Annotated in this window: 32 protein-coding genes and 4 tRNA genes; 20 read left to right on the plus strand and 16 right to left on the minus strand. The window is 67.8% G+C overall.

Going from position 1 to position 22,809, the window contains the following annotated elements:
* Positions 1–32 precede the first annotated feature (32 nt).
* Positions 33–485, plus strand: coding sequence for a hypothetical protein (locus tag ABIC47_RS16285; RefSeq protein WP_354481999.1), 453 nt, complete (start codon positions 33–35; stop codon positions 483–485).
* Positions 486–515: 30 nt separating this feature from the next.
* Here the strand turns inward: ABIC47_RS16285 and ABIC47_RS16290 are convergent, their stop codons facing one another.
* Both ABIC47_RS16290 and ABIC47_RS16295 read right to left on the minus strand, forming a co-directional pair.
* Positions 516–863: a hypothetical protein gene (locus ABIC47_RS16290; RefSeq protein ID WP_354482002.1), complete on the minus strand. Its 348-nt coding sequence runs from the start codon at positions 861–863 to the stop codon at positions 516–518.
* Between the two features lie 47 nt (positions 864–910).
* Entirely contained in the window at positions 911–1,300 is a 390-nt protein-coding gene (locus ABIC47_RS16295; protein ID WP_354482005.1) for a hypothetical protein, read from the minus strand.
* An 85-nt stretch (positions 1,301–1,385) separates the two neighbouring features.
* On the opposite strand from ABIC47_RS16295, the gene ABIC47_RS16300 reads away from it, so the two are divergent.
* On the plus strand, positions 1,386–1,772 hold the full coding sequence (locus ABIC47_RS16300) for a hypothetical protein (RefSeq protein WP_354482008.1): 387 nt from the start codon (positions 1,386–1,388) through the stop codon (positions 1,770–1,772).
* A gap of 67 nt (positions 1,773–1,839) precedes the next feature.
* Positions 1,840–2,139 (plus strand): hypothetical protein, encoded by a 300-nt coding sequence (locus tag ABIC47_RS16305; protein WP_354482010.1) that lies wholly within the window; start codon positions 1,840–1,842, stop codon positions 2,137–2,139.
* A gap of 86 nt (positions 2,140–2,225) precedes the next feature.
* Here ABIC47_RS16305 and ABIC47_RS16310 read toward each other — a convergent pair.
* Positions 2,226–2,301, minus strand: a tRNA-Val gene (locus ABIC47_RS16310).
* A 169-nt stretch (positions 2,302–2,470) separates the two neighbouring features.
* Here ABIC47_RS16310 and ABIC47_RS16315 point away from each other — a divergent pair.
* The 3 genes from ABIC47_RS16315 to ABIC47_RS16325 all read left to right on the plus strand — a co-directional run bounded on the left by ABIC47_RS16315 (position 2,471) and on the right by ABIC47_RS16325 (position 2,779).
* A tRNA-Gly gene (locus ABIC47_RS16315) sits at positions 2,471–2,543 on the plus strand.
* A gap of 67 nt (positions 2,544–2,610) precedes the next feature.
* Positions 2,611–2,681: transfer RNA gene (locus ABIC47_RS16320), tRNA-Cys, on the plus strand.
* Positions 2,682–2,707: 26 nt separating this feature from the next.
* Positions 2,708–2,779, plus strand: a tRNA-Val gene (locus ABIC47_RS16325).
* Between the two features lie 127 nt (positions 2,780–2,906).
* On the opposite strand, the gene ABIC47_RS16330 is transcribed toward ABIC47_RS16325, so the two are convergent.
* A complete protein-coding gene (locus ABIC47_RS16330) occupies positions 2,907–3,173 on the minus strand; it encodes a hypothetical protein (RefSeq protein WP_354482013.1) in 267 nt (88 codons plus the stop codon).
* 260 nt (positions 3,174–3,433) lie between these two features.
* Between ABIC47_RS16330 and ABIC47_RS16335 the strand changes: the two genes are divergently transcribed.
* Positions 3,434–3,916 carry a hypothetical protein gene (locus tag ABIC47_RS16335; protein ID WP_354482016.1) on the plus strand — a complete coding sequence of 161 codons (483 nt, stop codon included), beginning with the start codon at positions 3,434–3,436 and terminating at the stop codon, positions 3,914–3,916.
* A gap of 54 nt (positions 3,917–3,970) precedes the next feature.
* Here ABIC47_RS16335 and ABIC47_RS16340 read toward each other — a convergent pair whose 3' ends face one another.
* Together ABIC47_RS16340 and ABIC47_RS16345 are read right to left on the minus strand one after the other, a co-directional pair.
* On the minus strand, positions 3,971–4,570 hold the full coding sequence (locus tag ABIC47_RS16340) for a hypothetical protein (RefSeq protein WP_018191259.1): 600 nt from the start codon (positions 4,568–4,570) through the stop codon (positions 3,971–3,973).
* A gap of 90 nt (positions 4,571–4,660) precedes the next feature.
* Positions 4,661–5,032: a hypothetical protein gene (locus ABIC47_RS16345; RefSeq protein WP_354482019.1), complete on the minus strand. Its 372-nt coding sequence runs from the start codon at positions 5,030–5,032 to the stop codon at positions 4,661–4,663.
* Positions 5,033–5,116: 84 nt separating this feature from the next.
* On the opposite strand from ABIC47_RS16345, the gene ABIC47_RS16350 reads away from it, so the two are divergent.
* Positions 5,117–5,440, plus strand: coding sequence for a hypothetical protein (locus tag ABIC47_RS16350; RefSeq protein WP_231371284.1), 324 nt, complete (start codon positions 5,117–5,119; stop codon positions 5,438–5,440).
* Between the two features lie 189 nt (positions 5,441–5,629).
* On the opposite strand, the gene ABIC47_RS16355 is transcribed toward ABIC47_RS16350, so the two are convergent.
* The 3 genes from ABIC47_RS16355 to ABIC47_RS16365 are packed head-to-tail and all read right to left on the minus strand — an operon-like array spanning position 5,630 to position 6,712.
* The gene (locus tag ABIC47_RS16355) at positions 5,630–5,992 is read right to left on the minus strand and encodes a hypothetical protein (protein WP_231374437.1); all 363 of its coding nucleotides are present in this window, start codon (positions 5,990–5,992) and stop codon (positions 5,630–5,632) included.
* Positions 5,993–6,023: 31 nt separating this feature from the next.
* Positions 6,024–6,551, minus strand: coding sequence for a P-loop nucleotide/nucleoside kinase family protein (locus ABIC47_RS16360; RefSeq protein ID WP_354482022.1), 528 nt, complete (start codon positions 6,549–6,551; stop codon positions 6,024–6,026).
* A gap of 2 nt (positions 6,552–6,553) precedes the next feature.
* Positions 6,554–6,712, minus strand: a complete 159-nt coding sequence (locus ABIC47_RS16365) for a hypothetical protein (protein ID WP_354482025.1) — start codon at positions 6,710–6,712, stop codon at positions 6,554–6,556.
* A gap of 514 nt (positions 6,713–7,226) precedes the next feature.
* Between ABIC47_RS16365 and ABIC47_RS16370 the strand changes: the two genes are divergently transcribed.
* Positions 7,227–7,364, plus strand: coding sequence for a hypothetical protein (locus ABIC47_RS16370; RefSeq protein ID WP_020077449.1), 138 nt, complete (start codon positions 7,227–7,229; stop codon positions 7,362–7,364).
* A 73-nt stretch (positions 7,365–7,437) separates the two neighbouring features.
* The gene (locus ABIC47_RS16375) at positions 7,438–7,818 is read left to right on the plus strand and encodes a hypothetical protein (protein WP_354482028.1); all 381 of its coding nucleotides are present in this window, start codon (positions 7,438–7,440) and stop codon (positions 7,816–7,818) included.
* A gap of 338 nt (positions 7,819–8,156) precedes the next feature.
* Here the strand turns inward: ABIC47_RS16375 and ABIC47_RS16380 are convergent, their stop codons facing one another.
* The gene (locus ABIC47_RS16380; protein WP_354482031.1) at positions 8,157–8,669 is read right to left on the minus strand and encodes a hypothetical protein; all 513 of its coding nucleotides are present in this window, start codon (positions 8,667–8,669) and stop codon (positions 8,157–8,159) included.
* 305 nt (positions 8,670–8,974) lie between these two features.
* Here ABIC47_RS16380 and ABIC47_RS16385 point away from each other — a divergent pair, with 305 nt between their 5' ends.
* A complete protein-coding gene (locus tag ABIC47_RS16385; RefSeq protein ID WP_354482034.1) occupies positions 8,975–9,574 on the plus strand; it encodes a hypothetical protein in 600 nt (199 codons plus the stop codon).
* Positions 9,575–9,584: 10 nt separating this feature from the next.
* On the opposite strand, the gene ABIC47_RS16390 is transcribed toward ABIC47_RS16385, so the two are convergent.
* The 4 genes from ABIC47_RS16390 to ABIC47_RS16405 all read right to left on the minus strand — a co-directional run bounded on the left by ABIC47_RS16390 (position 9,585) and on the right by ABIC47_RS16405 (position 12,607).
* The gene (locus ABIC47_RS16390; protein ID WP_354482036.1) at positions 9,585–10,058 is read right to left on the minus strand and encodes a hypothetical protein; all 474 of its coding nucleotides are present in this window, start codon (positions 10,056–10,058) and stop codon (positions 9,585–9,587) included.
* Positions 10,059–10,086: 28 nt separating this feature from the next.
* Complete coding sequence (locus ABIC47_RS16395; RefSeq protein WP_354482039.1) at positions 10,087–11,334, minus strand: FAD-dependent oxidoreductase; 1,248 nt, start codon at positions 11,332–11,334, stop codon at positions 10,087–10,089.
* A gap of 62 nt (positions 11,335–11,396) precedes the next feature.
* Positions 11,397–11,990: an N-acetyltransferase gene (locus tag ABIC47_RS16400; protein ID WP_354482041.1), complete on the minus strand. Its 594-nt coding sequence runs from the start codon at positions 11,988–11,990 to the stop codon at positions 11,397–11,399.
* A 161-nt stretch (positions 11,991–12,151) separates the two neighbouring features.
* Entirely contained in the window at positions 12,152–12,607 is a 456-nt protein-coding gene (locus tag ABIC47_RS16405; RefSeq protein ID WP_354482044.1) for an NUDIX domain-containing protein, read from the minus strand.
* A 99-nt stretch (positions 12,608–12,706) separates the two neighbouring features.
* Here ABIC47_RS16405 and thrS point away from each other — a divergent pair, with 99 nt between their 5' ends.
* Positions 12,707–14,689, plus strand: a complete 1,983-nt coding sequence (gene thrS / locus ABIC47_RS16410) for a threonine--tRNA ligase (RefSeq protein WP_354482047.1) — start codon at positions 12,707–12,709, stop codon at positions 14,687–14,689.
* On the plus strand, positions 14,677–15,309 hold the full coding sequence (locus ABIC47_RS16415) for an HIT family protein (protein ID WP_089876145.1): 633 nt from the start codon (positions 14,677–14,679) through the stop codon (positions 15,307–15,309). Before thrS ends, ABIC47_RS16415 begins: the two co-directional genes overlap by 13 nt.
* A 78-nt stretch (positions 15,310–15,387) precedes the next feature.
* On the opposite strand, the gene pdxY is transcribed toward ABIC47_RS16415, so the two are convergent.
* Positions 15,388–16,239, minus strand: a complete 852-nt coding sequence (gene pdxY / locus ABIC47_RS16420) for a pyridoxal kinase PdxY (protein WP_354482050.1) — start codon at positions 16,237–16,239, stop codon at positions 15,388–15,390.
* Between the two features lie 28 nt (positions 16,240–16,267).
* Positions 16,268–17,578, minus strand: coding sequence for an aminotransferase class I/II-fold pyridoxal phosphate-dependent enzyme (locus ABIC47_RS16425; RefSeq protein ID WP_354482053.1), 1,311 nt, complete (start codon positions 17,576–17,578; stop codon positions 16,268–16,270).
* Between the two features lie 104 nt (positions 17,579–17,682).
* Here ABIC47_RS16425 and pdxS point away from each other — a divergent pair, with 104 nt between their 5' ends.
* The 7 genes from pdxS to yajC all read left to right on the plus strand — a co-directional run bounded on the left by pdxS (position 17,683) and on the right by yajC (position 22,777).
* Positions 17,683–18,588, plus strand: a complete 906-nt coding sequence (pdxS, locus tag ABIC47_RS16430) for a pyridoxal 5'-phosphate synthase lyase subunit PdxS (protein ID WP_018191241.1) — start codon at positions 17,683–17,685, stop codon at positions 18,586–18,588.
* A 2-nt stretch (positions 18,589–18,590) separates the two neighbouring features.
* Positions 18,591–19,202: a pyridoxal 5'-phosphate synthase glutaminase subunit PdxT gene (pdxT, locus tag ABIC47_RS16435; protein ID WP_018191240.1), complete on the plus strand. Its 612-nt coding sequence runs from the start codon at positions 18,591–18,593 to the stop codon at positions 19,200–19,202.
* A gap of 86 nt (positions 19,203–19,288) precedes the next feature.
* Positions 19,289–20,053 carry a YebC/PmpR family DNA-binding transcriptional regulator gene (locus ABIC47_RS16440; protein WP_018191239.1) on the plus strand — a complete coding sequence of 255 codons (765 nt, stop codon included), beginning with the start codon at positions 19,289–19,291 and terminating at the stop codon, positions 20,051–20,053.
* A 15-nt stretch (positions 20,054–20,068) separates the two neighbouring features.
* On the plus strand, positions 20,069–20,659 hold the full coding sequence (gene ruvC / locus ABIC47_RS16445) for a crossover junction endodeoxyribonuclease RuvC (protein ID WP_354482147.1): 591 nt from the start codon (positions 20,069–20,071) through the stop codon (positions 20,657–20,659).
* Entirely contained in the window at positions 20,656–21,264 is a 609-nt protein-coding gene (gene ruvA, locus ABIC47_RS16450) for a Holliday junction branch migration protein RuvA (RefSeq protein ID WP_354482058.1), read from the plus strand. The genes ruvC and ruvA overlap by 4 nt, the downstream gene beginning before the upstream one ends.
* Positions 21,261–22,298 carry a Holliday junction branch migration DNA helicase RuvB gene (gene ruvB, locus ABIC47_RS16455; protein ID WP_018191236.1) on the plus strand — a complete coding sequence of 346 codons (1,038 nt, stop codon included), beginning with the start codon at positions 21,261–21,263 and terminating at the stop codon, positions 22,296–22,298. Before ruvA ends, ruvB begins: the two co-directional genes overlap by 4 nt.
* 56 nt (positions 22,299–22,354) lie before the next feature.
* On the plus strand, positions 22,355–22,777 hold the full coding sequence (gene yajC, locus ABIC47_RS16460; RefSeq protein ID WP_018191235.1) for a preprotein translocase subunit YajC: 423 nt from the start codon (positions 22,355–22,357) through the stop codon (positions 22,775–22,777).
* Positions 22,778–22,809 lie beyond the last annotated feature (32 nt).

Raw genomic sequence — 22,809 nt, forward strand, 5'->3', positions numbered from 1 at the left:
CTGCGGGAGCAGATTTCTGACGGGAAGGCAGCATGACATCGCGCGATACCGATCACCAGAGCGCTGACGTGACCTGGTCCCAGCCGGTCCTACAGATTGCCTTTGTGCTGTTCGTGATGACCGTGTTGGTGATCGCCGGGATCTTCCTCGCGGTTCGCACCATCAGCGGGCAGCCCGGGCCACCGGTGTGGTTTGGCGCGTTGTGGATCCTTGCGCTCGGCTGGAGCATGTACTGGTGGCTTTTCCGAGTCGCGTACCGGGTCGAACTCGTCGGCCGTAACCTCAACTGGCGAGCGCCGCTTCGGCGCGGCAGCATCCCGGTGGATGCGATCGAGCGCGCCGGCCGGTTCTTCGGTGCACCGTCCACGTGCGTGCTACGCGGGAGCGGCTACCCACCCGTCGTGGTCTCCGCACAGCGCCAGGACTTCACGCCGATGCTCCAGGCACTGAACCGCCTCAACCCAGCGGTTCCCGCCGACCTGTAGTCGCCTCGTTCCGCCGTCTGGCCGCTGCGATCACCGCCGCAGCCACGCAGTGAGGGAGAGTCCGGCGTTCGCGAACCGAAGCCAGTACAGCACGCTGACGAGTGCAGCGACGGGCAGTCCGATGGCGAGTGGCCACGCCTTGTCGCCGGCCGGAAGGAGCGACATCGCGGCCACCGTTGCGGCCAGCACGTAGGCGAACACGGCGACGAGGACCACTCCGATGCTCGCCTCCCGGCGCTGTGCCTCGGTGCGATTGTCCGGCGGCACGGCACGCTCGAGGAGCGTGACAATCCGGACGCGGAAGACGATCAGCGCGGTCGCGATCAGACAGATCCAGGCGCAGCCGACGATCGCGGCGACCTCGGGCAGACTCTCCATAGAGACTCATCCTGCTGAAGAAGTTTGCACGCGTCCACCGCTCCGCTTCACCAGCTGATGTCGTCCAGATCCGTCCGGAAGTCGACGAATTCGGTGGACTCGCCGTGGGCGATCTCGACCGTCGTCGAGGCGTGGGCCGGAAGGTGGCGCTGGATCGCTCGGCCGAGCGGCAGGAATTGGGCTTTCGTGGCGCTGTCGGGGACGACGGCACGCAAAGTCAGGTCGCAGCTGTCCGTGTCAAGGACCGCCTCCGATGAGACGACGGTCGCGGAGGTCACGAGCGGCTGGTCGGAGAGCCAGCGGGCGAAGGGCTCGGCGATGGTTTCGCAGTCGCGCGGAACGGCGGTGTAGTCGCCGATCTGGCATCCGGAGAGGGCACACGCGAGCGACGCCGCAAGCACAGAGGCCCCGCCGAGGCGGCCACGCAATCCACTCATCGATGTCCCCCCTCGAACAAAGTACCGGGGTAGCGGGCGGAGACACGAATGGCCCGGCGCGGGGACGAGCGATAGCGTCTGGACGATGAGTAACGTGCCCTCACGTCGATCGAAGGCGGAACTCAACCGTGCCCGCGCGGCCGCGTTCATCTTCGGAGCTGCAGCCGTCGTCCTCGTCGTCCCGGCCGCGTCCGCGTACGGGGAGTGGCAGCATGCGCTCCACTACGGCTGGCCCGGCCCCTACCGGAGCAGCATCGCCGAGGCCAACGGCGGCGAGACGATTGTGAAGGCGCAGATCTGGGGACTCATGTCGCTCGTAGTGCTCGCCGGAGCAGCTATTGCTTCCGGGTTCGCAGCCCGCACAGCCGGACAAAGGGTGTGGCTGGTGGTTCTCACCGGAGTGATTGTCACGGTGGCAATGCTCGCGGTCGTCGCGGTGCTGCTCACACCACCGCTGGCATCATCCGGGTGACTCAGTACCTGCGGGGCGGGCGCCGACACCGTCGACGTTCATCCCCTCCAGGCATAGAGTCCGATTCGTGACCGGTGCGCCGTCGAAGAAGCCGTGGTGGATCCTTACCTCCTCGCGCCCGGGCTCGTGGTGGATGGCGATCTTCTACACCGCCCTTGCCTGCATCGAACCGCTCCTCGCGTTGCGCCGAGGCGACTGGTGGTGGTTACTCATCGGGGTGTTCTTCGTCTTGGCCGCTGCGATCGCTTGGATCTCACTCGTGTGGGTGCTCCGACACCCGACGACAGAAGTGTCGGCAGCGCCGGAGGGTGCCGATGATGCGACGGTCCGAGATGATGGCTCACCGACGAGGGAGACGGGATCCTGACTTCACGGTTTCGGCAGCCGCGCGTGCTCTACGGGTTCGGCCCAGAACAAGGAACGAAAAACCCCCGGCGGACCGGGGGTTTTCTCTGGTGGGCGATACCAGACTCGAACTGATGACCTCTTCCGTGTGAAGGAAGCGCGCTACCAACTGCGCCAATCGCCCGTGTGCTGCGAGATTCGATACTAGCCGACTCCAGGGCCCCGATGCACATCGACACGGGGCGCCCGAACGCGGCCGCAGGCGACACACCCGGCGGGCGTAACCGGTTTTGTCTTGCGCCTCCGGATCGGCTAGAGTCTTTCAAGTGCCGCAGGGAACTGCGGGGCGAAATGCGGATGTAGCGCAGTTGGTAGCGCATCACCTTGCCAAGGTGAGGGTCGCGAGTTCGAGTCTCGTCATCCGCTCGAGTCGGCCCGGTCTACGGATCGGGCCTCTCAGGTACGGTACGGGTTTTTCCGTGTTGTGGCGTTCGGTGGATTGGCCGAGAGGCGAGGCAGCGGCCTGCAAAGCCGTATACACGGGTTCGAATCCCGTATCCACCTCGATCCTGAGCTTCGCGTTCAGGCTCGGGCGATTGGCGCAGCGGTAGCGCGCTTCCCTGACACGGAAGAGGTCACTGGTTCGATCCCAGTATCGCCCACAGAGAGAAACCCCCGGAGACCCGGGGGTTTCGTCGTTTTGTGAGCGTCATAGCGCCCCAAATGGACGCGTCGTGGGGTCAACGTGGGGTCGCGAAATAGCCTGCTTCGTGGGTTAGACAGTTTGCGTCAGTAGCGATCCTTTGTGATAACGCCCACGTCATACAAATGAACAGCGCGAAACGAAAGCGCAGAGACGGGAAGAACCGCCTCGAGAAAGGACACGCACCACCCGGTGCGCAGACGCCAGAAGGCCGGAAACACGACCAGGCGACCTGGTTCCTGGATAGCTAATCGCTTCCAACGAGACAGGTATGCCCTGTGCAGCCAACCGTGCAGTTCTCGACACCGTGGTTTGGCTTCGGCGCCCGCGCCTTGGTGTTCGATATCGCTCATGATCAGGGAATCTACCGCGCTGAAAAGTTCTCCCTTTCGCCCCTCGCAGCCTAAGTCGCGTTCTACCTCGTATACGTGCAAGAAAAATCCTGCGATTTTCCGTACCGCGCGTGTCGTCGGTTCGCGCGCACGCGGTCGACGGCCTTCCGTCCTTGTCGGCGTCGGACCGACTGCGTCAGCGTTCCGGCCCGTCTCGTCACTCTCTGCCCCCGATTGGGGTCCTGAGTCTCCCGCGTCGAAATGACACGATGAAGGTGATCATGAACAAGCTCACACCAATCGCAATCGCAGCAACCATCACCGCAGCCCTCGCCCTCACCGGATGCAGCACCGGTTCGGACACGGCATCGTCGTCAGCATCTTCGTCATCGGGCTCCAGCAACTCCACGGAGCCGACCAAGGAGGTCGACAAGCCGGCCGACCTGACGGGCACCTGGAAGCAGACCAACTCGGCAGCCGCCGACAGCTACCAGGAAGCCGAGATCACCGGCAACGTCATCACCATCAACTGGGTGACCGACAACGGCGACACCAAGTCGATCTACTGGGTCGGAAGCTTCGCGGCACCGACGGATGCCTCGACGCCGTACAAGTGGACCTCTACCCGCGACGTCGCAGCGACCGAGTCGGCCATGCTCGCCTCGAGCGACGCCACCAAGGAGTTCACCTTCCAGGACGACTCCATCAGCTACTCCGCCAGCGCCCTGGGCACCACAACGACGATCAAGCTGAAGAAGCAGTAGCTCGCCCGCTTAACGAACCCCTGTCGCCTCCCGGCGGTGGGGGTTTCGTTTTTCTCATCGCGAGCTGCAGCTCGCGGTCACGTCATCCCCTGGCCGCGATCCGAGGATCGCCTCGCCTGTAAATGGGCCGCCCGGCCGCTCTGCGAACCGGATCACGTCGCGGTCGCCGCGAGAAACCAGGTCGTACTGCCCGGCAGCGAAGGCGTCGTAGCCATCTACCGGAATTCCCTCGCCGCAGATCGCGACCTCGTGGAACAGCAGCCCGTCCTGCTCGAGCAAGTCGAGGCTGCGGTGATGCCAGGTGAAGGATCGGACGACGACGTTGTGCCCAGGGGCGGCGATGGGTTCGTACGCATGCACGCTGGAGAACGCGGCTAAGAGCATCAGCAGGTAGCCCACCGGAAGAGCTGCCAGAAGCAAGAGCCCGGAGACCGCCCGCACGAGCACCCGGAGGAACGGCCGCCGGAGCCGGCCAGCCAGGACCGCCGCCTGGATGGCGGCGACGACTCCGCAGGCGGCACCGATGGCGACGAGCAGCACGGAGAGCTGCCCGCTGTCGAGCGTTCCAACGAGGAGCACACCCGGGATTCCGGTCCTGGCGGCGTCAAGCCAGATGCCCGCGGCGACGAGCACGATGCAGAGCGTGGCGGGCACCCACCCCAGAACCGTTCTCCACCGCACTGTCTTACTCTGGCCATCCGCAGCGGTGAGAGCGTCACACCAGCGGAGGAGCTGCCTCGCTCGTCAGGATGATCCGCGGTGCGGCCACGAGATCTCCGGATACGGGTGGGGCGCATCCGGGACCGCCCAGACGACGACGAGCGTCGCGATCATCCAGGCGCCGACGACGCCGAGCGAGATGAAGGTCAACCAGTACGGCCGCAGGCACACCGCTGTGATCACGAGCGCGACGGGGAGCCAGCCGACTACGAGGAGCGTGCCGAAAATGAAGAACCTTGTCACCGGGTTCAGCTGGATGAGGAGGTACCAGTCGACGGCCGCCATGAGCAGCAGCACGAGCGCGGCGACCGCGACGAGGATGTTCGCCGCGATGGTGCGCCGGCGGAACCGCGTCGTCGCCCGCGCGACGGCGAGGCCGCGCTCCGATACCGTCATCCGATTCCCCCGATCGTCCCCGGTCAGCCTCATCTTTGCAGAAGGGCCGGCGGTGCCACGACTGGTGGTGGATAAGCTCGCGCGGTGCGAGCACACGAGACAGTTCACGCCGAACCGCGACGAATCGTCGGCCGCCCGACCTATCGAGTGAACTTCTGGGAACGTCCCGGACCGGACACCGGCTGGCAGCTCGAGGCGTTCGCGTTGACCGAGGCGGACGATGTCGACGCAGCGATGGCGTGGGCGAACGAGCACTCCCGTGGGCGCCGGTTCGAGCTGTTCGTCGAGATCGAGGACGAGGCTGTCCACGACTTCCAGACTCCGCGTCGCTCGGACCTGATCCGCCTGGCCGGGACGGATCCGAATGACGGCGTGAGCGTCGAGGTCTTCATCGAGAAGGTCGACTGAGCCAGGACCGAGGCCGCGGCGGTGAACCCCAAGCACCGATCGGCGGCCGCGCCTGCGCCGCCCCATATTGAGCTCGGCCTTCAGCCGATGCTCCGCCCCCGGAGCGCTCAACTGGTCAAACGAGTAGCGCGCCGGCCGTAAGCGGAGAGGAAACCAGGTGTCGGCCGGCCGCTCTGCGTGGAGCGGCGACTAAGCACCGAACACGACTGACCGGATCTCGGAGGCGATCGCGGTCGGGTCTTGAACGGTGTGCGGAAGCAGCCCGTGCTTCTCGTACGGCATGAGCGGGAGACTCTCACCGTGGCTGGTCACGATGACAGCCTGCGTCCAGGTACCGCGGCCGTTGTCCGATGGGCCGGTTCCAACGTCCTCGATCTCAGGGATCTCGATGACGTCCTTGCCGCGGACCAGCCAGAGCCGGCCCGGTGCCGCGTGCAGCGTTGCCCAGAAGCCGGCGCCTGCAAGGAGGAGACCCGGTGCGCCGAAGCGGTCGTGCAAGAACATCGCGGCGCCCGGGGGCACGGTCACACGCCATGAAGGTTCGGTTGTCACAGCTCCGCTTCGTTCTATCGGGGGCTCGGTGTCAGATTAGCGAGGTCGACCAGCGATCGCTGAGCCAGTCGAGCCAGGAGGCGTACCCCGCTGGCGGTTCAGGGCGCCAGCTCCCATCAAGCTCCTCGGGCCCCGGCTTTTGGAATACCGCTCGCCATCGATCGAGCGTTGCTGCATCCATCTCCCATGTGCCACTCGGGTCGTCGACGAAGCGCTGCTGCACACGCTCGAGCTGAGTTCCCGGGTCGACCGGGACGAAGACCGTCTGAACGGTAGCGCCGAGGGAACCGGCCAACCAGTGCAGCCCTGCGCGCTCGTCACGGCCCCAGAGGCCGAAGTCGAGGATCGCGTTGTTGCCGAGTCGCAGTACCTGACTCGCAGTCCAAATGAGCCGCCCTTCAAGTACGTCCCGACGGCCATCCATGTCGCTGACCCCGAAGAGCGGTTTCATCCACTCGTCCGGGCTCATCCGGATCGCAGCATGCTCGCGTTCGAGCTCTCGTGCTCGTGTCGTCTTGCCGCTGCCCGGCAGTCCGACCATCAGGAAGAGCGTCGCCATCGTCAATCCGAGAACCGCGCCTGCACCACGGTCGCCTGGTCGTCATCCAGCTCCCACCGTGCGCCGTGCTCGTGCTCCGGGTACTCCTCGCGCAGGAGCGCTCGGATGCTCTTCGCGGAGGTGTCGAGCTCGGCTTCGAGCTCGCGGGGCGTCGTGGTCATGGGGCCAGCGTATTGCCGTGACGCTGCGCTTCCGGTCGGTCACGCGATCACGTCGCAGGCGATCAGAAGAAATTCGCTGCATCCGTGTCACAAAGCCTCCAGTTGGCGCACTTCCTAAGAGCGAAGGGCAACCGCGACCGAAGCTCACTGCGCGCTCGGCACCTCTAGGTAGTGAGGGCCAAATCTGTGCGACTGCGCGGCTCGGCCCATCCAGAGGTGAGGGCACCCGCATCCGGTGGATGCTCCACCAGGACCGTGGAGGAAACGTATGAGCACCATCCCCGACCGCTTCAACTTTGCTTTTTTTCGCTGCCGCTGCGCCGTAGAACCTATTGGGCGCGGATCCACCGAAGCGTTGGACTCGGCGGCCTCGTCATCCGTAGAAGAGATTGACCGGACCTCGGTCGCCGAACCAGCAGAAGGACGTCATGAGCACACATGCATTTCCGCCGCATCTACCCGGTCAAGGGGCACCCGCAACCGGCGGGAGCCCGCCCTTGACCGAGAGGCTCACATGCCCACCTCTAGCACCCCCCATGTTCCCGACAACGGCGCCTCCATCGAGGAGCTCATCAAGTGGGGCTACGACCGCCTCATCGACCTCCACGGCACCGCGCAGACGAAGGGAGATGACGCGGCAGCCGGGGACTGAGACCTAGGCCGCCGCGTGGATGCTTCGACCCTACGCGGCGGCCGCGCCGCCCACCTAACTAGAGTGAGCGTCGATGACTTCAGCGAGCCCCTCCACGACGCAGCGCACCTACTCTCCGGCGGCGATCGTTCTTTCCTCGGCAGCGATCATCGTCGCTTGGTGCTGGTTCGCGCTGGTGCTAGGCGACACGTACGACGATGAGTGCAAGGCGCGCGCGGCAGGGACGAGCGATCTACAGTTCCTCCTGATCTTCGGCGTCGCGCCTCTCGTGCTCGTGAGCGCGGGGGCTCTGATCGCGCTGCTTCTCACGACTCGCGGAGAGATCGCCCGCCGGGTTCTGCTCGCCGTCGGGGCCTTCCTCGCAGCGACAGCGGCTGGCGTACTGATCGCCTGGGCGATGAGTGGTTGGACGCTGTTCGCGGAGTTCGCGATCGGAACCAACTGTTACCTCTGAGCGGGCCAGCGGCTGACCGCCAATCGGTCACGCCGCGGCACGCCTCGCCCACGGAGGGGCTCGCTCGCGATAGTGAGTTGACGCGCCTGCTCGGAGCCGTCCGCCTTGTGACCGATGTTTCCGAAGAAGCACTGCTCGACGCATGCCTCGGCGCAGCGATCGAGCAGTTGGGCTTGATCCTGCAGGAGCATGTCGATGATGAGTACCCGGAACTCACCGGCGCGCGCCGAGGCGACGTCGACTGGAGCACTGCTTCGGTCGAATTGGAGTGGATTGACGTTGCGGTGGACAGGCAATCATGTGAGTGCGAAGCGACAATCAGCGTCGCTGGGACGCTGTCATTCCCGATCCGCCGGGGTCGGGACGATGAGGCGGCCGTCGTCGGCCCCGCCCACCTGAACCTTCCCGTCCGTCCCGACGAGGACCATGCGGCTCCACTGGTCCGGCATAGGACACGGTGCACCCTTCTGCCCCGGGATGAGCTCGAGCGCCATCCGCGCCGTCTCAGTCGTCGTCCCCGTCCGATCGGTCAACGTGACCACAAGGTCGTGCTGCTTGCTGAGATTCGCGGTGCGAGGGACCACGATTTCGAAGGACGGCCTCACTCCGTCCTCGTCGTCGCACGCGCCGGCGTAGCAGGCGTGAACCGTGCCGCCAGGATGCATCCGCAGCCAGATGGCAGCGTCGACGGTGATGTGAGGCGGCCGAATGTCGGGCATAGAACACAGAGGGAACAGTGGGGCGCAGCCCGCAAGGAGCGTGACGGCGACGATACTCAAAGCAACGGTTATTGCATGCCGAACCCGCGTCGCCTTCACCTCACCGACGTCCGGCAGGGCGGCCCTGCTCACCCTTCCGTGCGAAGTAGTGCAGACCGAGCCACGCCCAAGCGGCGAGCATGCCCCACAAGAGGCAGACGACGACGAACCAGGGGTTGGGCGGCGGAGATGCTATGACGATCGACCCATTGAGCGCGAAGATGGCTGTGTACCACAGAGCCATATTTCGCGAGTTCCGCAGGCTGGCGGCAGGGACCCACCACGGCCGCTTGCCTGGCGGCTTGCCCTGGGTGCTCGGGATCATGAGTGTCAGCGTAGCGAGGACGGCCCGGGAAACAAGAGCTACCTCTTGCGAGCAGCGCCAGCTCTGTGGTCAGGTGGCGACCGTGAGCTTCTTCCCGCTGGACCCGCCTGAGGACGAGAACGAGACCGTCGAGAGTGTCGCCGCGCCATGGTGGAAGCCGTCCGACGGTGAGCTGGCTGTGATCTTCCCGATCGGTGAGACGATCGCCAGAAACGACAAAGTCGCCCTCATCCTGACGATGGCTCGGGTCTACAGCAACGGCGTGGAGCTCATCATCGACCGTCGCATCCGCCGCGGACGTGCGACCCGCTTGGAGTGGCAGGAGATGCAGTCGGCTATCCACAACCACTTCGCCCGGTACGACCCGGATCGCGTTCGCTACGGCGTCGTGCTGGGTGACGGTCAGCAGCTGATCTCCGATCTTGCGCCGGGCATGTACGGCGTCACCCCCGAGAAGCACAGCCTCAACCCCTCCGGCGGGAATGGCGGGGGTGGTGAAGACATCTACCGGTTCGATGACGGGATGTGGCTGTGGCCGCTTCCTCCGGAGGGCCCCCTCGAGGTGGTCGTCCAGTGGCCGGCGTTCGACATCCCGGAGTCGCACGTCGTGCTGGATACCGCACCACTTCTCGCGCGGGCCTCTGAGGCCCGTCCGGTGTGGGGTTCCGACTAGATCCTGGTGATCATCCCGGAAGAGTGCCGACGGCAGTGCTCGGCTCCTTCGAGTCCACGTGCAGTCGCCTCGGCAGGAGAAGCAGCACCAGCGGTACGGCTGCCGCCACGATGATCGCGGCACCGATCAGGTTGTCGAGCAGCGGGTTCCCGGACGCGATATCGATCGATTCGCCGATGAGACCGAACAGCACGAGCACAGCGAGAGGGATGATCGCTGCGAGGCCGCGGCGGCCCCTCCACGCCCTTCCCGCGCCCACGGCGAGAGCGATGGCGCCGCCGACGCAAACGACGACGAGGAAGGCGACGCCGCGATTTGCGGCGTTGCTAGTGAGATTCCCGATGGTGCCCTGCCCGGTGACCCATTGCACGACAAGGGCGGCGGCCAACAACGTCAGCACGAATGAGTAGCAGAACGACAGGACCGCCGCGACGATCACCGCTCCTGTCCGGCGGAACCGCGCCGGTGACCGAGAGGACGACACAGCGCGATCGTAGCGCTCGTCCGCGCCATCACCGTGGTTCATGAACCACCGATCTCGCCGCCCGCAGTCCCGAATGGAGCGCGCCCTGGATCGACGGGGACTCGCGGTGGTCGCCCGCGAGATGCAGGCCGGGGCCGATGCGAGTGGGCGACGAGCGCCGCATCGGCGGGGGCAGCGCAGGCAACGCGTGCGGGATGTCATCACGGCGCAGGAGCCGCCACGATGAGGAGGCTGACCTATACAGCCGCGCGAGCTGGACACGCACGTCGACCTCGCTCGCCGCGCTGCCAGGAGTCAACAGGCAGGTCGCCTGCACGAGGTGGTGGCCGGGCGGCGCTGCCTCCGAGATCGTGGCGGAGATCGCCAGCGCATTGACGATCGGGCCTTCGCGACTCCCATCAATCGTCAGCAACCCGGAGACCGGAGCTTCATCCGCCGCGAACCACCACGTCTGCAATCCCCGAGTGGATGGCGCAGGCACGTCCACGAGTCCTTCGACTGCGTCCGCAGCCACCGCAACGACGACGTCGCGCGCCATCAGGGTTTCCTCCCCGAGCGCATCCACATCCCATCGACCGTCGCGCCGCCGCAGCCGGCTCACCGTGCGGCCGAGCCGGATGTCCGCCCCCGCCGCACGAGCGCGCGAAGCGAGCGCGTGCGGGAGCGCGGCGATGCCCTCGCGGGGGAGGCCCGCAGCAGCCGGAAGGAACGATCGTGCGAGCAGGCGGACATACGCGTCCGACGTCATTTCAGAGGAGTCAGCGAGAATACCTGAGAAGAACGGCGACAACACCTGAGTGCGGAGCGGCCCAGTCAGACCGGCCTCGTCCCAGCCCCGGCCGACGGTGCGGTCGGGGCGGGAGACCGTCGCGCGCGGCCGCAGGACCAGGGGACCGAGCCACCGGGCGAGGCCGACGAGGTCACGTGGTGTGACGAGACCGCTGGCGAGTGTCGCCGGAATCAGACCCGGGTGCCGAAGTGGATGCGCGAGAGCCGCCATCGAGCCGTCCGTGCGACGCACCCGGACCGCTGTCGGGAACGCCGCGACGGAGAGGCTGTCGACGTCTACCGCCGCGCGGACCGCCGGATAGGTGGTGTTCAGCACATGGAAGCCGTGGTCGAGGGTGAAGCCGTCGACGTGGTCGGTCCGTTGGCGTCCGCCGACCCGATCCGCTGCCTCGAGCACGACCACCTCGCGACCGCGTGCCGCCAGTTCGGCGGCGCAGCGCAGACCCGCCAGCCCGGCACCGATCACGATCACGTCATGCGTCCGCATGTGCCGAGTGTACGAGCGCACGATCGACGGAGAGCGGAGAGACCTCGTCGCAGGTGCCTGTGTCAGTCCGCCGACGGCGGGACCGTGATGCGCATCACCGTCTTGCTCTTGCCGATGTGCCGCTCGAAGGTGAATCCGGCCTTCTCGAACATCGCCCTCGTGCCGTTGTGGAGGAACGACGACGACGTCCGCTTCCCGGGGGCGAGCTCGTTGGGGAACGAGACCACCTCGCCACCACCGGCCTGCCCGATCAGCTCGAGCGCCCCATCCAGTGCCTCCCGGGCCACCCCCTCGCGACGGTGGTCGCGGTCGACGAAGAAGCACGTGATGCGCCACGGCGCAGGACGGGTCTCGCCGGCGTCGTATTGCTTGCGGTGGTAGATGTTCGGCAGTTCGGCGGGACTGCCGTATTCGCACCAGGCGATCGCATCGTCACGGTCGAAGACGAGCGCGGCGTGGGCCACGCCCTCCGCCACGAGCCGCTGCTTGAAGGTCGGACCGTCGTACTCGCGTTTGACGGTGTCCTCCGTGTCGCCGTGGAAGTACGAGCAGTAGCACCCGCCCCAGACGCCGTTGTGCTTCTGCGCGAGCGCCAGCCAGGCCGGGAAGGTCTCCAGGGTCAGCGGCTTGATCGCATGCTGAGCGGTCACCGTCATTCGGAACCTCCCTCGTCCACTCCTTTCAAGTGTGACGGGACCGATTGCCGCGCACCAGGGGTACGCATCCAGCGTGAGAGTCCGGGAGACGAGGCGATCTCACTGGTCGAGGACGCACGTGAGGACACGGTGGCCGTCGGACGCCTCGCGATCGCTCTCGGTCATGACAGGGCTCCCGTGTCGGCGATCACCCTGTCGATCCACGTGCGGCGGGGAAGCGCGGCGATCGCGTCGCGCTCGAACCAGCCGAGTTCGAGCAGCTCGTCCATGTCCGGGGCGGCCGGGCTGAGCAGCTCGCAGTCGTACGCAACGGTGACGTAGCCCACGCGGTCGCCGTTCGGGTATTCGACCATCAGCGGCTCGCCGCCGTACGCACCGATGATGCCGGCGACCTGCACGCGAGCACCGGTCTCCTCGAGCACTTCGCGTCTGAGTGCTTCGGCCGGCTCTTCACCGGGCTCGATACCCCCGCCGACCAGGCTCCAGAGGCCGGAGTGCGCATGTCGCGCCAGGAGGAACCGGTCGCCATCTCGGATCACCGCGCTGACTCCCGGCAGGAGCAGGAAGTCGTTACCGACGCGGTCACGGATCGACTGAACGTACTCGGACATCGGCATGGCTGCAGCCTACGCAGTGCACCCGCGCTCCGAGCGGTATCCCCGGTCCGGCTAGAGTTGGAGGGTTCCCAAATCGACCCACGAACAAGGAGTGGACAGGTGGCCGACGGCTTCGAGCTCTTCACCGACCGTTCCGTTGTCGCGATGCGCGTCAACGGTGAGCTGAAGGACCTCGCGACCACCGTCACGACGACCGACGAGGTCGAGCCGGTCACCATCGACTCGCCCGACGGCCTCAGCATCCTGCGCCACTCGACGGCGCACGTCCTCGCGCAGGCCGTGCAGGCCGTGAACCCCGAGGCGAAGTTGGGCATCGGGCCGCCCATCACGGACGGCTTCTACTACGACTTCGACGTGCTGGAGGCGTTCACCCCGGAGGATCTGAAGGCTCTCGAGAAGGAGATGTCGCGCATCCAGCGTGCGGGCCAGCGGTTCGTCCGCCGTGTCGTCACCGACGAGGAGGCGCGCGCGGAGCTCGCCGACGAGCCGTACAAGCTGGAGCTCATCGGCCTCAAGGGCGGAGTCCAGCACGGCGACACCGCCGCCTTCGACGAGAGCGAGTCGGTCGAGGTCGGCTCCGGCGAGCTGACCATCTACGACAACGTCGACCCGAAGACGGGGGAGACGGTCTGGAAGGACCTCTGCCGCGGCCCGCACCTCCCGAACACCCGCATGATCGGCAACGGCTGGGCGCTGACGCGTGTCGCCGCCGCCTACTGGCGCGGCAACGAGAAGAACAAGCAGCTGCAGCGCATCTACGGCACCGCCTGGGCGAGCAAGGAGGAGCTGCGCGCCTACCAGACCCGCATGGAGGAGGCCGCCAAGCGCGACCACCGCAAGCTCGGCGCCGAGATGGACCTGTTCAGCTTCCCCGACGAGATCGGCTCGGGCCTGGCGGTGTTCCACCCGAAGGGCGGGATCATCCGCAAGGAGATCGAGGACTACATGCGCGACCGGCTCATCGCCAACGGCTATGAGCTCGTCAACACGCCGCACATCACCAAGGCGCACCTCTTCGAGACCAGCCAGCACCTCAACTGGTACAAGGAGGGGATGTTCCCGCCGATGCACCTCGACGAGGAGCGCGACGCGGAGGGCAACGTCACCCGGCAGGGCCAGGACTACTACCTGAAGCCGATGAACTGCCCCATGCACAACCTGATCTTCCGTGCGCGCGGGCGCAGCTACCGCGAGCTCCCGCTCCGGCTGGCCGAGTTCGGGACGGTGTACCGGTACGAGAAGTCGGGCACCCTGGCCGGTCTGACGCGCGTCCGCGGCCTCACCCAGGACGACGCCCACATCTACGTGACGGAAGACCAGATCCGGGACGAGGTCGCCCGCCAGCTCGAGTTCGTGCTGGAGACCCTGCGCGGCTACGGCCTCACCGACTTCTACCTGGAGCTCTCCACGAAGGACCCGGACAAGTACGTCGGCAGCGACGAGAGCTGGGAGACCGCGACCGAGACGCTGCGCCAGGTGGCGATCGAGTCCGGTCTGCAGCTCGTGGACGACCCGGGCGGGGCGGCGTTCTACGGCCCGAAGATCTCGGTGCAGGCGCGCGACGCGATCGGTCGTACCTGGCAGCTGTCGACCGTCCAGCTGGACTTCAACCAGCCGGAGCTGTTCGAGCTGGAGTACAACGCGGCGGATGGCACACGCAAGCAGCCGGCCATGATCCACCGGGCGCTGCTCGGCTCGATCGAACGGTTCTTCGCGATCCTGCTGGAGCACTACGCCGGTGCGTTCCCGGTCTGGCTGTCGCCGGTCCAGGTCGTGGGCATCCCGGTCGCCGACCAGTACGCGCCGTTCCTCGACGACGTCATCTCGCGGCTCCGCGCCCGCGGCGTCCGCGCCGAGGTCGACCACTCCGACGACCGCATGCAGAAGAAGATCCGCACCCACACCAAGGCGAAGGTCCCCTTCCAGCTGATCGTCGGAGAAGAGGATGCGTCGGCGGGCACGGTCAGCTTCCGGTTCCGCGACGGCACGCAGCGCAACGGCGTGACCGTCGACGAGGCGATCGAGCGGATCGTCGAGAGCATCCGCTCGCACGAGCTGGTCGACACGGCATGGCACGACTGAACCTCGACTCGTACGGGACGTCCGACGACCCGAACGGAGACGGCGCAGCCGACGGGGCGATCCGGGACAGCGTCAATGCGGAGCGCATCCGCGTCGACGACCCGTCGTACCTCGTCGGCGTTCCGGACGAGTTCCAGCGGCTCTGGACGCCGCACCGGATGGTGTACATTCAGCACGGCCAGCAGCCGGGCAAAGACGACTGCCCGTTCTGCGTCGCCCCGAGCATGAGCGACGAGGATGCGCTGATCGTCGCGCGCGGAACACACGCGTACGCGCTGCTGAACCTGTTCCCCTACAACAGCGGCCACCTGCTCGTGTGCCCGTATCGCCACATCGCCACGTACGACGAGGCGACGCCGGAGGAGGTCGCCGAGATCGGCAGCCTCACCCAGACGGCGATGCGCGTCATCCGTCAGGTGTCGAAGAACGACGGCTTCAACATCGGCATGAACCAGGGCGAGGTCGCCGGAGCCGGAATCGCGGCGCACCTGCACCAGCACGTTGTGCCGCGGTGGGCTCAGGATGCGAACTTCCTGCCCATCATCGCCAAGACGAAGGCGCTGCCCCAGTTGCTCGGAGAGGTCCGCGCGGCCATCGCAGACGCCTGGCCGCGTCCCTAGCCAACAGCTCCTGAGTTTTTCTCTGTCTTGGCGGCGATTTGCCCGAAAAACTCAGGAGCTGACAGTGGGGGAGGCGGGTCAGCGCACGCGCGTGACCGCGAACTGCTCGCGCGGGTTGGCGTAGGAGTCCTGCGACTCGACCAGCTGCAGCTCGCGCTCGCCCGACTCCAGGGTGCGCGTGAGCAGGTCGAACACGCTCGACACGGTCTTCCGCAGGGCCAGCTCGGCATCGCCGGTGCGCACGTAGTGCGCCGTGAACAGCGCCGCCGTCACGTCGCCCGATCCGTTGGCCTTCATCGGGAGGCGCGGGGTCTGCACGATCCACGCGCCCGCGTCGTCGACGGCGAGCATCTCGATCGTGTCGGCGGGCGCATCCGGACGCTCGACGCTCGTCACGAGGACGGTGCGAGGGCCCATCGCGCGCGCCGCATCCACCGACTCCAGCGTCGACTCGAGGGTGTCGGGCGACGTCTCGGTCAGGAACCCGAGCTCGAACTGGTTTGGCGTGATGATGTCGGCCACCGGCACGACGCGCTCCCGCAGCAGCACCGGGATGGCCGGGGCGACGAAGCAGCCGGACTTCGCGTTGCCCATGACCGGGTCGCACGCGTAGACGGCGTCCGGGTTGGCCGCCTTCACGCGGGCGACGGCGTCGATGATGACGTCGCCGATGCCCTCGCTGCCCTGGTACCCGGAGAGCACGGCGTCGATCTGGCCGAGCACGCCGCGCTCCTCGATGCCGGTGATGACCTCGCGGACGTCGTCGGGGGAGATGAGCGGTCCACGCCACGCGCCGTAGCCGGTGTGGTTGGAGAAGTTCACCGTGTAGACGGGCAGGACCTCGACGCCGATGCGCTGCAGCGGGAAGACGGCGGCGGAGTTGCCGACGTGACCGTAGGCGACCGCGGACTGGATCGAGAGGATCTTCATCCCTCGATCCTCTCATCTGGTCCGGGGCTCAGCGCGCCGCATCCACCAGGTCGTCGAGCAGCCGCGCGCTCTCCTCGGCGGTGAGGTCGTGCACGGTCAGGCGCAGGTGATGTGACGGTTCGGGATGTTCGGCCAGCTGGAACTCGTCGCCCGTCCGCGCCAGCCAGCCGCGCCGCATGAGGCGCTCCGCCACCGTCCGCGCCTGCACGGGAAGCTCGACCCACAGGTTGAGGCCGTCGGCCGGCTCGGCGGGGAGTCCCCGCGCGGTCAGCTCCGCCGCGAAGTCGCGGTTCCGCTCGGCGTAATGCCGGCCTGCGTCGGCGATCTCGGCGAGTGCGGTCTCGTCGGTCAGCTGGGCGAGCACGAGTCGTTGCAGGATGTGGCTGACCCAGGTCGTGCCCGGGCTCAGCCGGAAGGCGAGGCGCTCGGCCGTCTCCGGGTCGGTGGCGGCGACGGCGAGGCACATGTCCGGGCCGAGGAACTTCGACACCGAACGGATGAGTGCGAAGCGCCGGTGCCCCGGCCCGATCAGCGTCTCGTAGCGGCGCTGCGAGAGCATGGAGAAGTGGTCGTCGTCGATGACGAGCACGTAGGGATGGTCGGCGAGGATCGCGCGCAGTTCGGCGGCGCGTGCGGGGGAGAGGGTCGCGCCGGTGGGATTCTGGGCCCGCGGCGTGCAGATGACGGCGCGGACGCCCGCGGCGAGAGCGGCACGCAGGCCGTCCACGGTCATGCCCTCCGCATCCACCGGCACCGGGACGGCCCGATACCCGCCGAGCCGGACGGTGTGGATGCTCGCCAGGAAGCACGGATCCTCCAGCGCCACGGCGTCGTCACGGAGCAGAGCCTGCGCGAGCAGACGCTCGACCGCATCCACGGCGCCGTTGGTCACGGTGATGCGCACCGTCTGGTCGGGCAGGTCGTCGCGCACCCAGGCGAGCGCGCGCTCCTCGAGGGCCGGGTCGATGACGGGCTCCCCGTACAGGACGGGTCGTCCGATGGCGCCGGCGAGCGCTGCGGACGGCTGCGGGATGCGGCGCGGGTCCGGGTTGCCCGTCCCGATGTCGCGGAGGACGCTGTCCTGCGCGTAGCCCTCCTGCGCGACCGCCTCGACCCCGGCGATGACGGTGCCCGCCCGGCCGCGCGCCGTGACGACGCCCGCCTGCGCGAGCAAGCGGTAGGCGGCGACGGCGGTGTTGCGGTTGACCTGCAGCTGCGCCGCCAGCTCGCGCACCGGCGGCAGGGCGTCGCCGCGGCGCAGCGCACCGCGTTCGTGCAGCGCTCGCACGCTCGCCGCGATCTCCGACGCCGTGGCGCCGGTGATGCCGTTTCCGTCCATTACGCTCCCCGCCCGGTGGTCCCGCGGTCGAGTCTATCCAGCCGCGACCGGGATGCTATCGTTCGGCATAGGCCAAAACATTCTTTGTTCCGCACGAGAGGGCGATGATGACAGACAACGTACAGGGCAGCGCGACCGGTTCGAGCCGGGTCAAGCGCGGCCTCGCCGAGATGCTGAAGGGCGGCGTCATCATGGACGTCGTCACCCCCGAGCAGGCCCGCATCGCCGAGGACGCCGGCGCTGTCGCCGTCATGGCGCTCGAGCGTGTCCCCGCCGACATCCGCGCCCAGGGCGGCGTGGCCAGGATGAGCGACCCGGACCTGATCGAGGCCATCATCGCCGAGGTGTCCATCCCCGTCATGGCGAAGGCCCGCATCGGCCACTTCGTCGAGGCACAGGTGCTCGAGGCGCTCGACGTCGACTACATCGACGAGTCCGAGGTGCTCTCGCCCGCGGACTACGTCAACCACATCGACAAGTGGCGCTTCACCGTGCCGTTCGTGTGCGGTGCGACGAACCTGGGCGAGGCGCTCCGCCGCATCAACGAGGGCGCGGCGATGATCCGCTCGAAGGGCGAGGCCGGCACCGGCGATGTCTCCGAGGCGACGAAGCACATCCGCAAGATCACCTCGGAGATCAACGCCCTCAAGTCGATGACCAAGGACGAGCTGTACGTGGCGGCCAAGGAGCTCCAGGCCCCGTACGAGCTGGTGGCGGAGATCGCCGAGACGGGCAAGCTGCCGGTCGTGCTGTTCACCGCGGGCGGCGTGGCCACCCCGGCCGACGCGGCGATGATGATGCAGCTGGGAGCGGACGGCGTGTTCGTCGGCTCGGGCATCTTCAAGTCCGGCAACCCCGAGCAGCGCGCGGCGGCGATCGTCAAGGCGACCACGTTCTACGACGACCCGAAGGTGATCGCGGAGGTCTCCCGCGGCCTCGGCGAGGCCATGGTCGGCATCAACGTCGGCGACCTCCCCGCTCCGCACCGTCTGGCCGAGCGCGGCTGGTAAGCGTGACCGGAACGACGACGCGGGTCGGCGTCCTCGCCCTGCAGGGGGATTTCCGCGAGCACATCGCGGTCCTGCGGGGCCTGGGCGCCGACGCCGTCCCCGTACGCCGTGCGTCCGAGCTGGAGGAGATCGACGGCCTGGTGATCCCGGGCGGCGAGTCCAGCGTGATGGACAAGCTCTCGCGCGCATTCGGCGTCGCGGAGCCGTTGCGCCAGGCCATCGCCGACGGTCTGCCCGTGTACGGGACGTGCGCCGGGCTGATCATGCTCGCCGACCGCATCCTCGACGGTATCGCCGGCCAGCAGAGCCTGGGCGGCCTGGATGTGTCGGTGCGGCGCAACGCGTTCGGCTCGCAGGTGGACTCGTTCGAGACCGACCTCGACATCCCGGCGGTCGGCGAGGAGCCGATGCACGCGGTGTTCATCCGTGCACCCATCGTCGAGAGTGTCGGCGAGCGGGCGACACCCCTGGCAACGGTCGCGGACGGCCGTGTCGTCGCCGTCGAGCAGGGCAACCTGCTCGGCACGTCGTTCCACCCCGAGATCACCGGCGACACCCGCTTCCACGAGTACTTCCTCGGGAAGGTGCGCCGGGCGGCTCTGCGCGCGGCCTGACCCCGCCGCGAGGGTCGGTGCGGAAGCGGGGCGGGCAGTCGTCCTACAATGGTCAGGATCTTCAGACGTGAGACGAGGGAGCACCAGTGTCCGGGCATTCCAAGTGGGCAACGACCAAGCACAAGAAGGCGGTGATCGACGCCCGCCGCGCGAAGTCCTTCGCGAAGCTGATCAAGAACATCGAGGTTGCGGCGAAGACCGGCGGTGCCGACCTGTCGGGTAACCCCACGCTCGTCGACGCGGTGCAGAAGGCGAAGAAGACCTCGGTCCCCAACGACAACATCGACCGCGCCATCAAGCGCGGCGCCGGCCTCACCGGCGAGTCGATCGACTACACGACGATCATGTACGAGGGCTACGGCCCCGGTGGCGTCGCACTGCTGATCGAGTGCCTCACCGAGAACAAGAACCGGGCCGCAGCCGAGGTCCGGACCGCGATGACCCGCAACGGCGGCACCATGGCCGACCCGGGCAGCGTCGCCTACAACTTCCACCGCAAGGGCGTCATCGTCGTGCCGCACGCCGATGGTGTGGATGAGGACACGGTCCTCACCGCCGTGCTCGACGCCGGTGCGGAGGAGGTCACCGACCGGGGCGAGAGCTTCGAGGTGCTGACCGAGGCTTCCGACCTGGTCGCGGCGCGCACCGCGCTGCAGGAGGCCGGTATCGACTACGACTCGGCCGACGCGGAGTTCGTGGCCACCGTCAACGTCGAGGCCGACGCCGAGGTGGCCCGCAAGGTGTTCCGTCTCATCGACGCCCTCGAGGACTCCGACGACGTGCAGAACGTGTACACGAACCTCGACATCAGCCCTGAGGTGCAGGCGCAGCTCGACGAAGACGACGAGTAGGTCGCGGCCGTGACGATCCGGGTGCTCGGCATCGACCCGGGTCTGACGCGCTGCGGTGTCGGGATCGTCGACGTGCAGGCGGACCGTCGCGCCACGCTGGTGGATGTGACGGTCATCCGCACTCCGCCGGGCATGGCCCTGGAGGAGCGGCTCCTTGCGGTCGGGAACGGCATCGAGCGCCTGCTCGACCAGCATCTGCCCGCGGTCGTCGCCATCGAGCGCGTGTTCGCGCAGCACAACCTCCGCACCGTGATGGGCACCGCGCAGGTCAGCGGGGTCGCCCTGCACTCGGCGGCGAAGCGCGGCCTCCCGGTCGCCCTGCACACGCCGAGCGAGGTGAAGGCGGCGATCACAGGCTACGGCTCTGCGGACAAGAGGCAGGTCCAGGCGATGGTCGCGCGCATCCTCGGGCTCGCGGAGGCGCCGAAGCCGGCGGATGCGGCGGACGCCCTCGCGATCGCCATCTGCCACGCCTGGCGCGGCGGCCCGGTGGCGGCCGACGCCGGGGGAGCGACGGACACCGCGCTCACCCCCGCGCAGCAGGCGTGGCGCGCCGCGGAGCGCTCCAGCCGCACGTCGGCGGTGCCCCGTAGGCTTGCACGGTGATCTCCTCCCTCCGCGGTACCGTGCTCTCGGCGAGCGGCGGCACCGCCGTCGTCGAGGTGGGCGGCGTCGGCTTCGCCCTGCAGCTGACGCCCGACCACGTGCTGTCTCTGCGCGTGGGTGAAGAGACCTTCCTGTACACCTCGCTCATCGTCCGGGAGGACGCCCTGCAGCTGTTCGGGTTCGCCGACCGGGAGCAGCTGGAGGTGTTCGAGCTTCTCAACGGCGTGTCGGGCGTCGGTCCCAAGTCGGCCATCGGCGTGCTGTCCGTGCTGTCGCCGGACGACATCGCCACCGCGGTGGCAGCCGACGACGACGCCCCCTTCCGCAAGGTGTCCGGGATCGGGCCAAAGACCGCGAAGCTGATCGTCGTCTCCCTCGCCGGCAAGCTCACCGCCGTCCGCCGTCCGGCGCCCGCGGTGAAGACATCCCGAGCCCCGTCGTCGGTCGGCGACAGCGTGCTCGTCGCCCTCGTCGGGCTCGGCTGGCCGGAGCGCGTCGCCGCCGAGGCGGTCGCCGAGGTCACGGCCGAGACCGAGGAGAAGGAGCGCGACAGCGTCCAGTCCCTCCTGCGCCTCACCCTTTCGCGGCTCGGACCGGCGCGATGAGCGACGATCTGACCACCCCGGAGCTCGAGTCGGAGACCGAGCTCGCCTTCGAGGGAGCCCTGCGGCCGCGCACGCTGTCCGAGTTCGTCGGGCAGGCGAAGGTGCGCGGCCAGCTCCAGTTGCTGCTCACCGCGGCGCGGATGCAGGAGCGGACGGCCGATCACATCCTGCTCGCCGGCCCCCCGGGGCTCGGAAAGACGACGCTCGCGATGATCGTCGCGCACGAGAGCGAGCGCCCGCTGCGCCTCTCGAGCGGTCCGGCCATCCAGCACGCCGGCGACCTCGCGGCGCTGCTGTCGTCGCTCACGCCGGGAGAGGTACTCTTCATCGACGAGATCCACCGCATGGCGCGGTCGGCGGAAGAGATGCTGTACCTCGCGATGGAGGACTTCCGCATCGACATCATGGTCGGAAAAGGCGCGGGCGCCACGTCCATCCCGCTCGATCTGGCCCCGTTCACGCTGGTCGGCGCGACGACCCGCTCGGGGCTGCTGCCCAACCCGCTGCGTGACCGTTTCGGGTTCACCGCACACCTCGAGTTCTACGACGAGGCCGAGCTGACCCAGGTGCTCACGCGGGCGGCGACGATGCTCGACTTCGAGGTCGACCGGGAGGCGCTGGCCGAGATCGCCGGGCGCTGCCGCGGCACGCCGCGCATCGCCAACCGGCTGCTGCGCCGGGTGCGCGACTACGCGCTCGTCCACGGCGGCCGGGCCGATGTGAATGCCGTGCGCGCGGCGCTCGAGCTTTACGATGTCGACCCGCTCGGCCTCGACCGCCTCGACCGCGCAGTGCTGCAGATCATCCTCGAACGATTCGACGGCGGACCGGTGGGACTGAACACCCTCGCGGTCTCCGTCGGGGAGGAGGCGGAGACGATCGAGTCCGTCGTCGAGCCCTTCCTCGTGCGCATCGGATTGCTCTCCCGAACGCCTCGCGGCCGCATGGCGACCGCTGCGGCATGGCGTCATCTCGGAATTCCGAGCCCGCGGCGGGATTCCTCCCAGCCTCCGACGCTCGTCGATGACATATAATCCAAGCTGGCCGTTCGGCCAACCCCCTTGCCCCCATCGAAAGGTTCGGCAGCTTCATGGTCTTTGACCCGTTGACCATCCTGATGGTCGTCATCCTGGCGGCCCTCGTGTTCTTCATGTTCCGGAACAGCCGCAAGCGGCGCCGGGAGCAGGAGGAGACGCGTTCGAAGATGGTGCCCGGCGCCGAGGTCATGACCAACTTCGGTCTCTACGGCACGCTCCTGTCCGTCAACGAGGACGACAACACCGCCACCATCGAGACGAGCCCCGGCCACGTCGTCAAGGTGCACCGCCAGGTGCTCGCCCGCGTCGTCGAGCCCACGAACGCGGAGGCCACGAGCGACGACGCCGAGGCCCCCGGTGTCGAACTCAACGAAGACCACGCGATCACCCACGACGCGTCGGACTCCACGACGCCGGAGTACGGCGAGCGTCTCGACGACTCGCCCAAGAAGCCCGGCTCGAAGAGCGACGACTGACACATCCCCTGTGCTCCGGCCCCCACGCGGGG

Source organism: Leifsonia sp. 563 (assembly GCF_040545055.1).
In the GTDB taxonomy this organism is placed as follows: Bacteria; Actinomycetota; Actinomycetes; order Actinomycetales; family Microbacteriaceae; genus Leifsonia.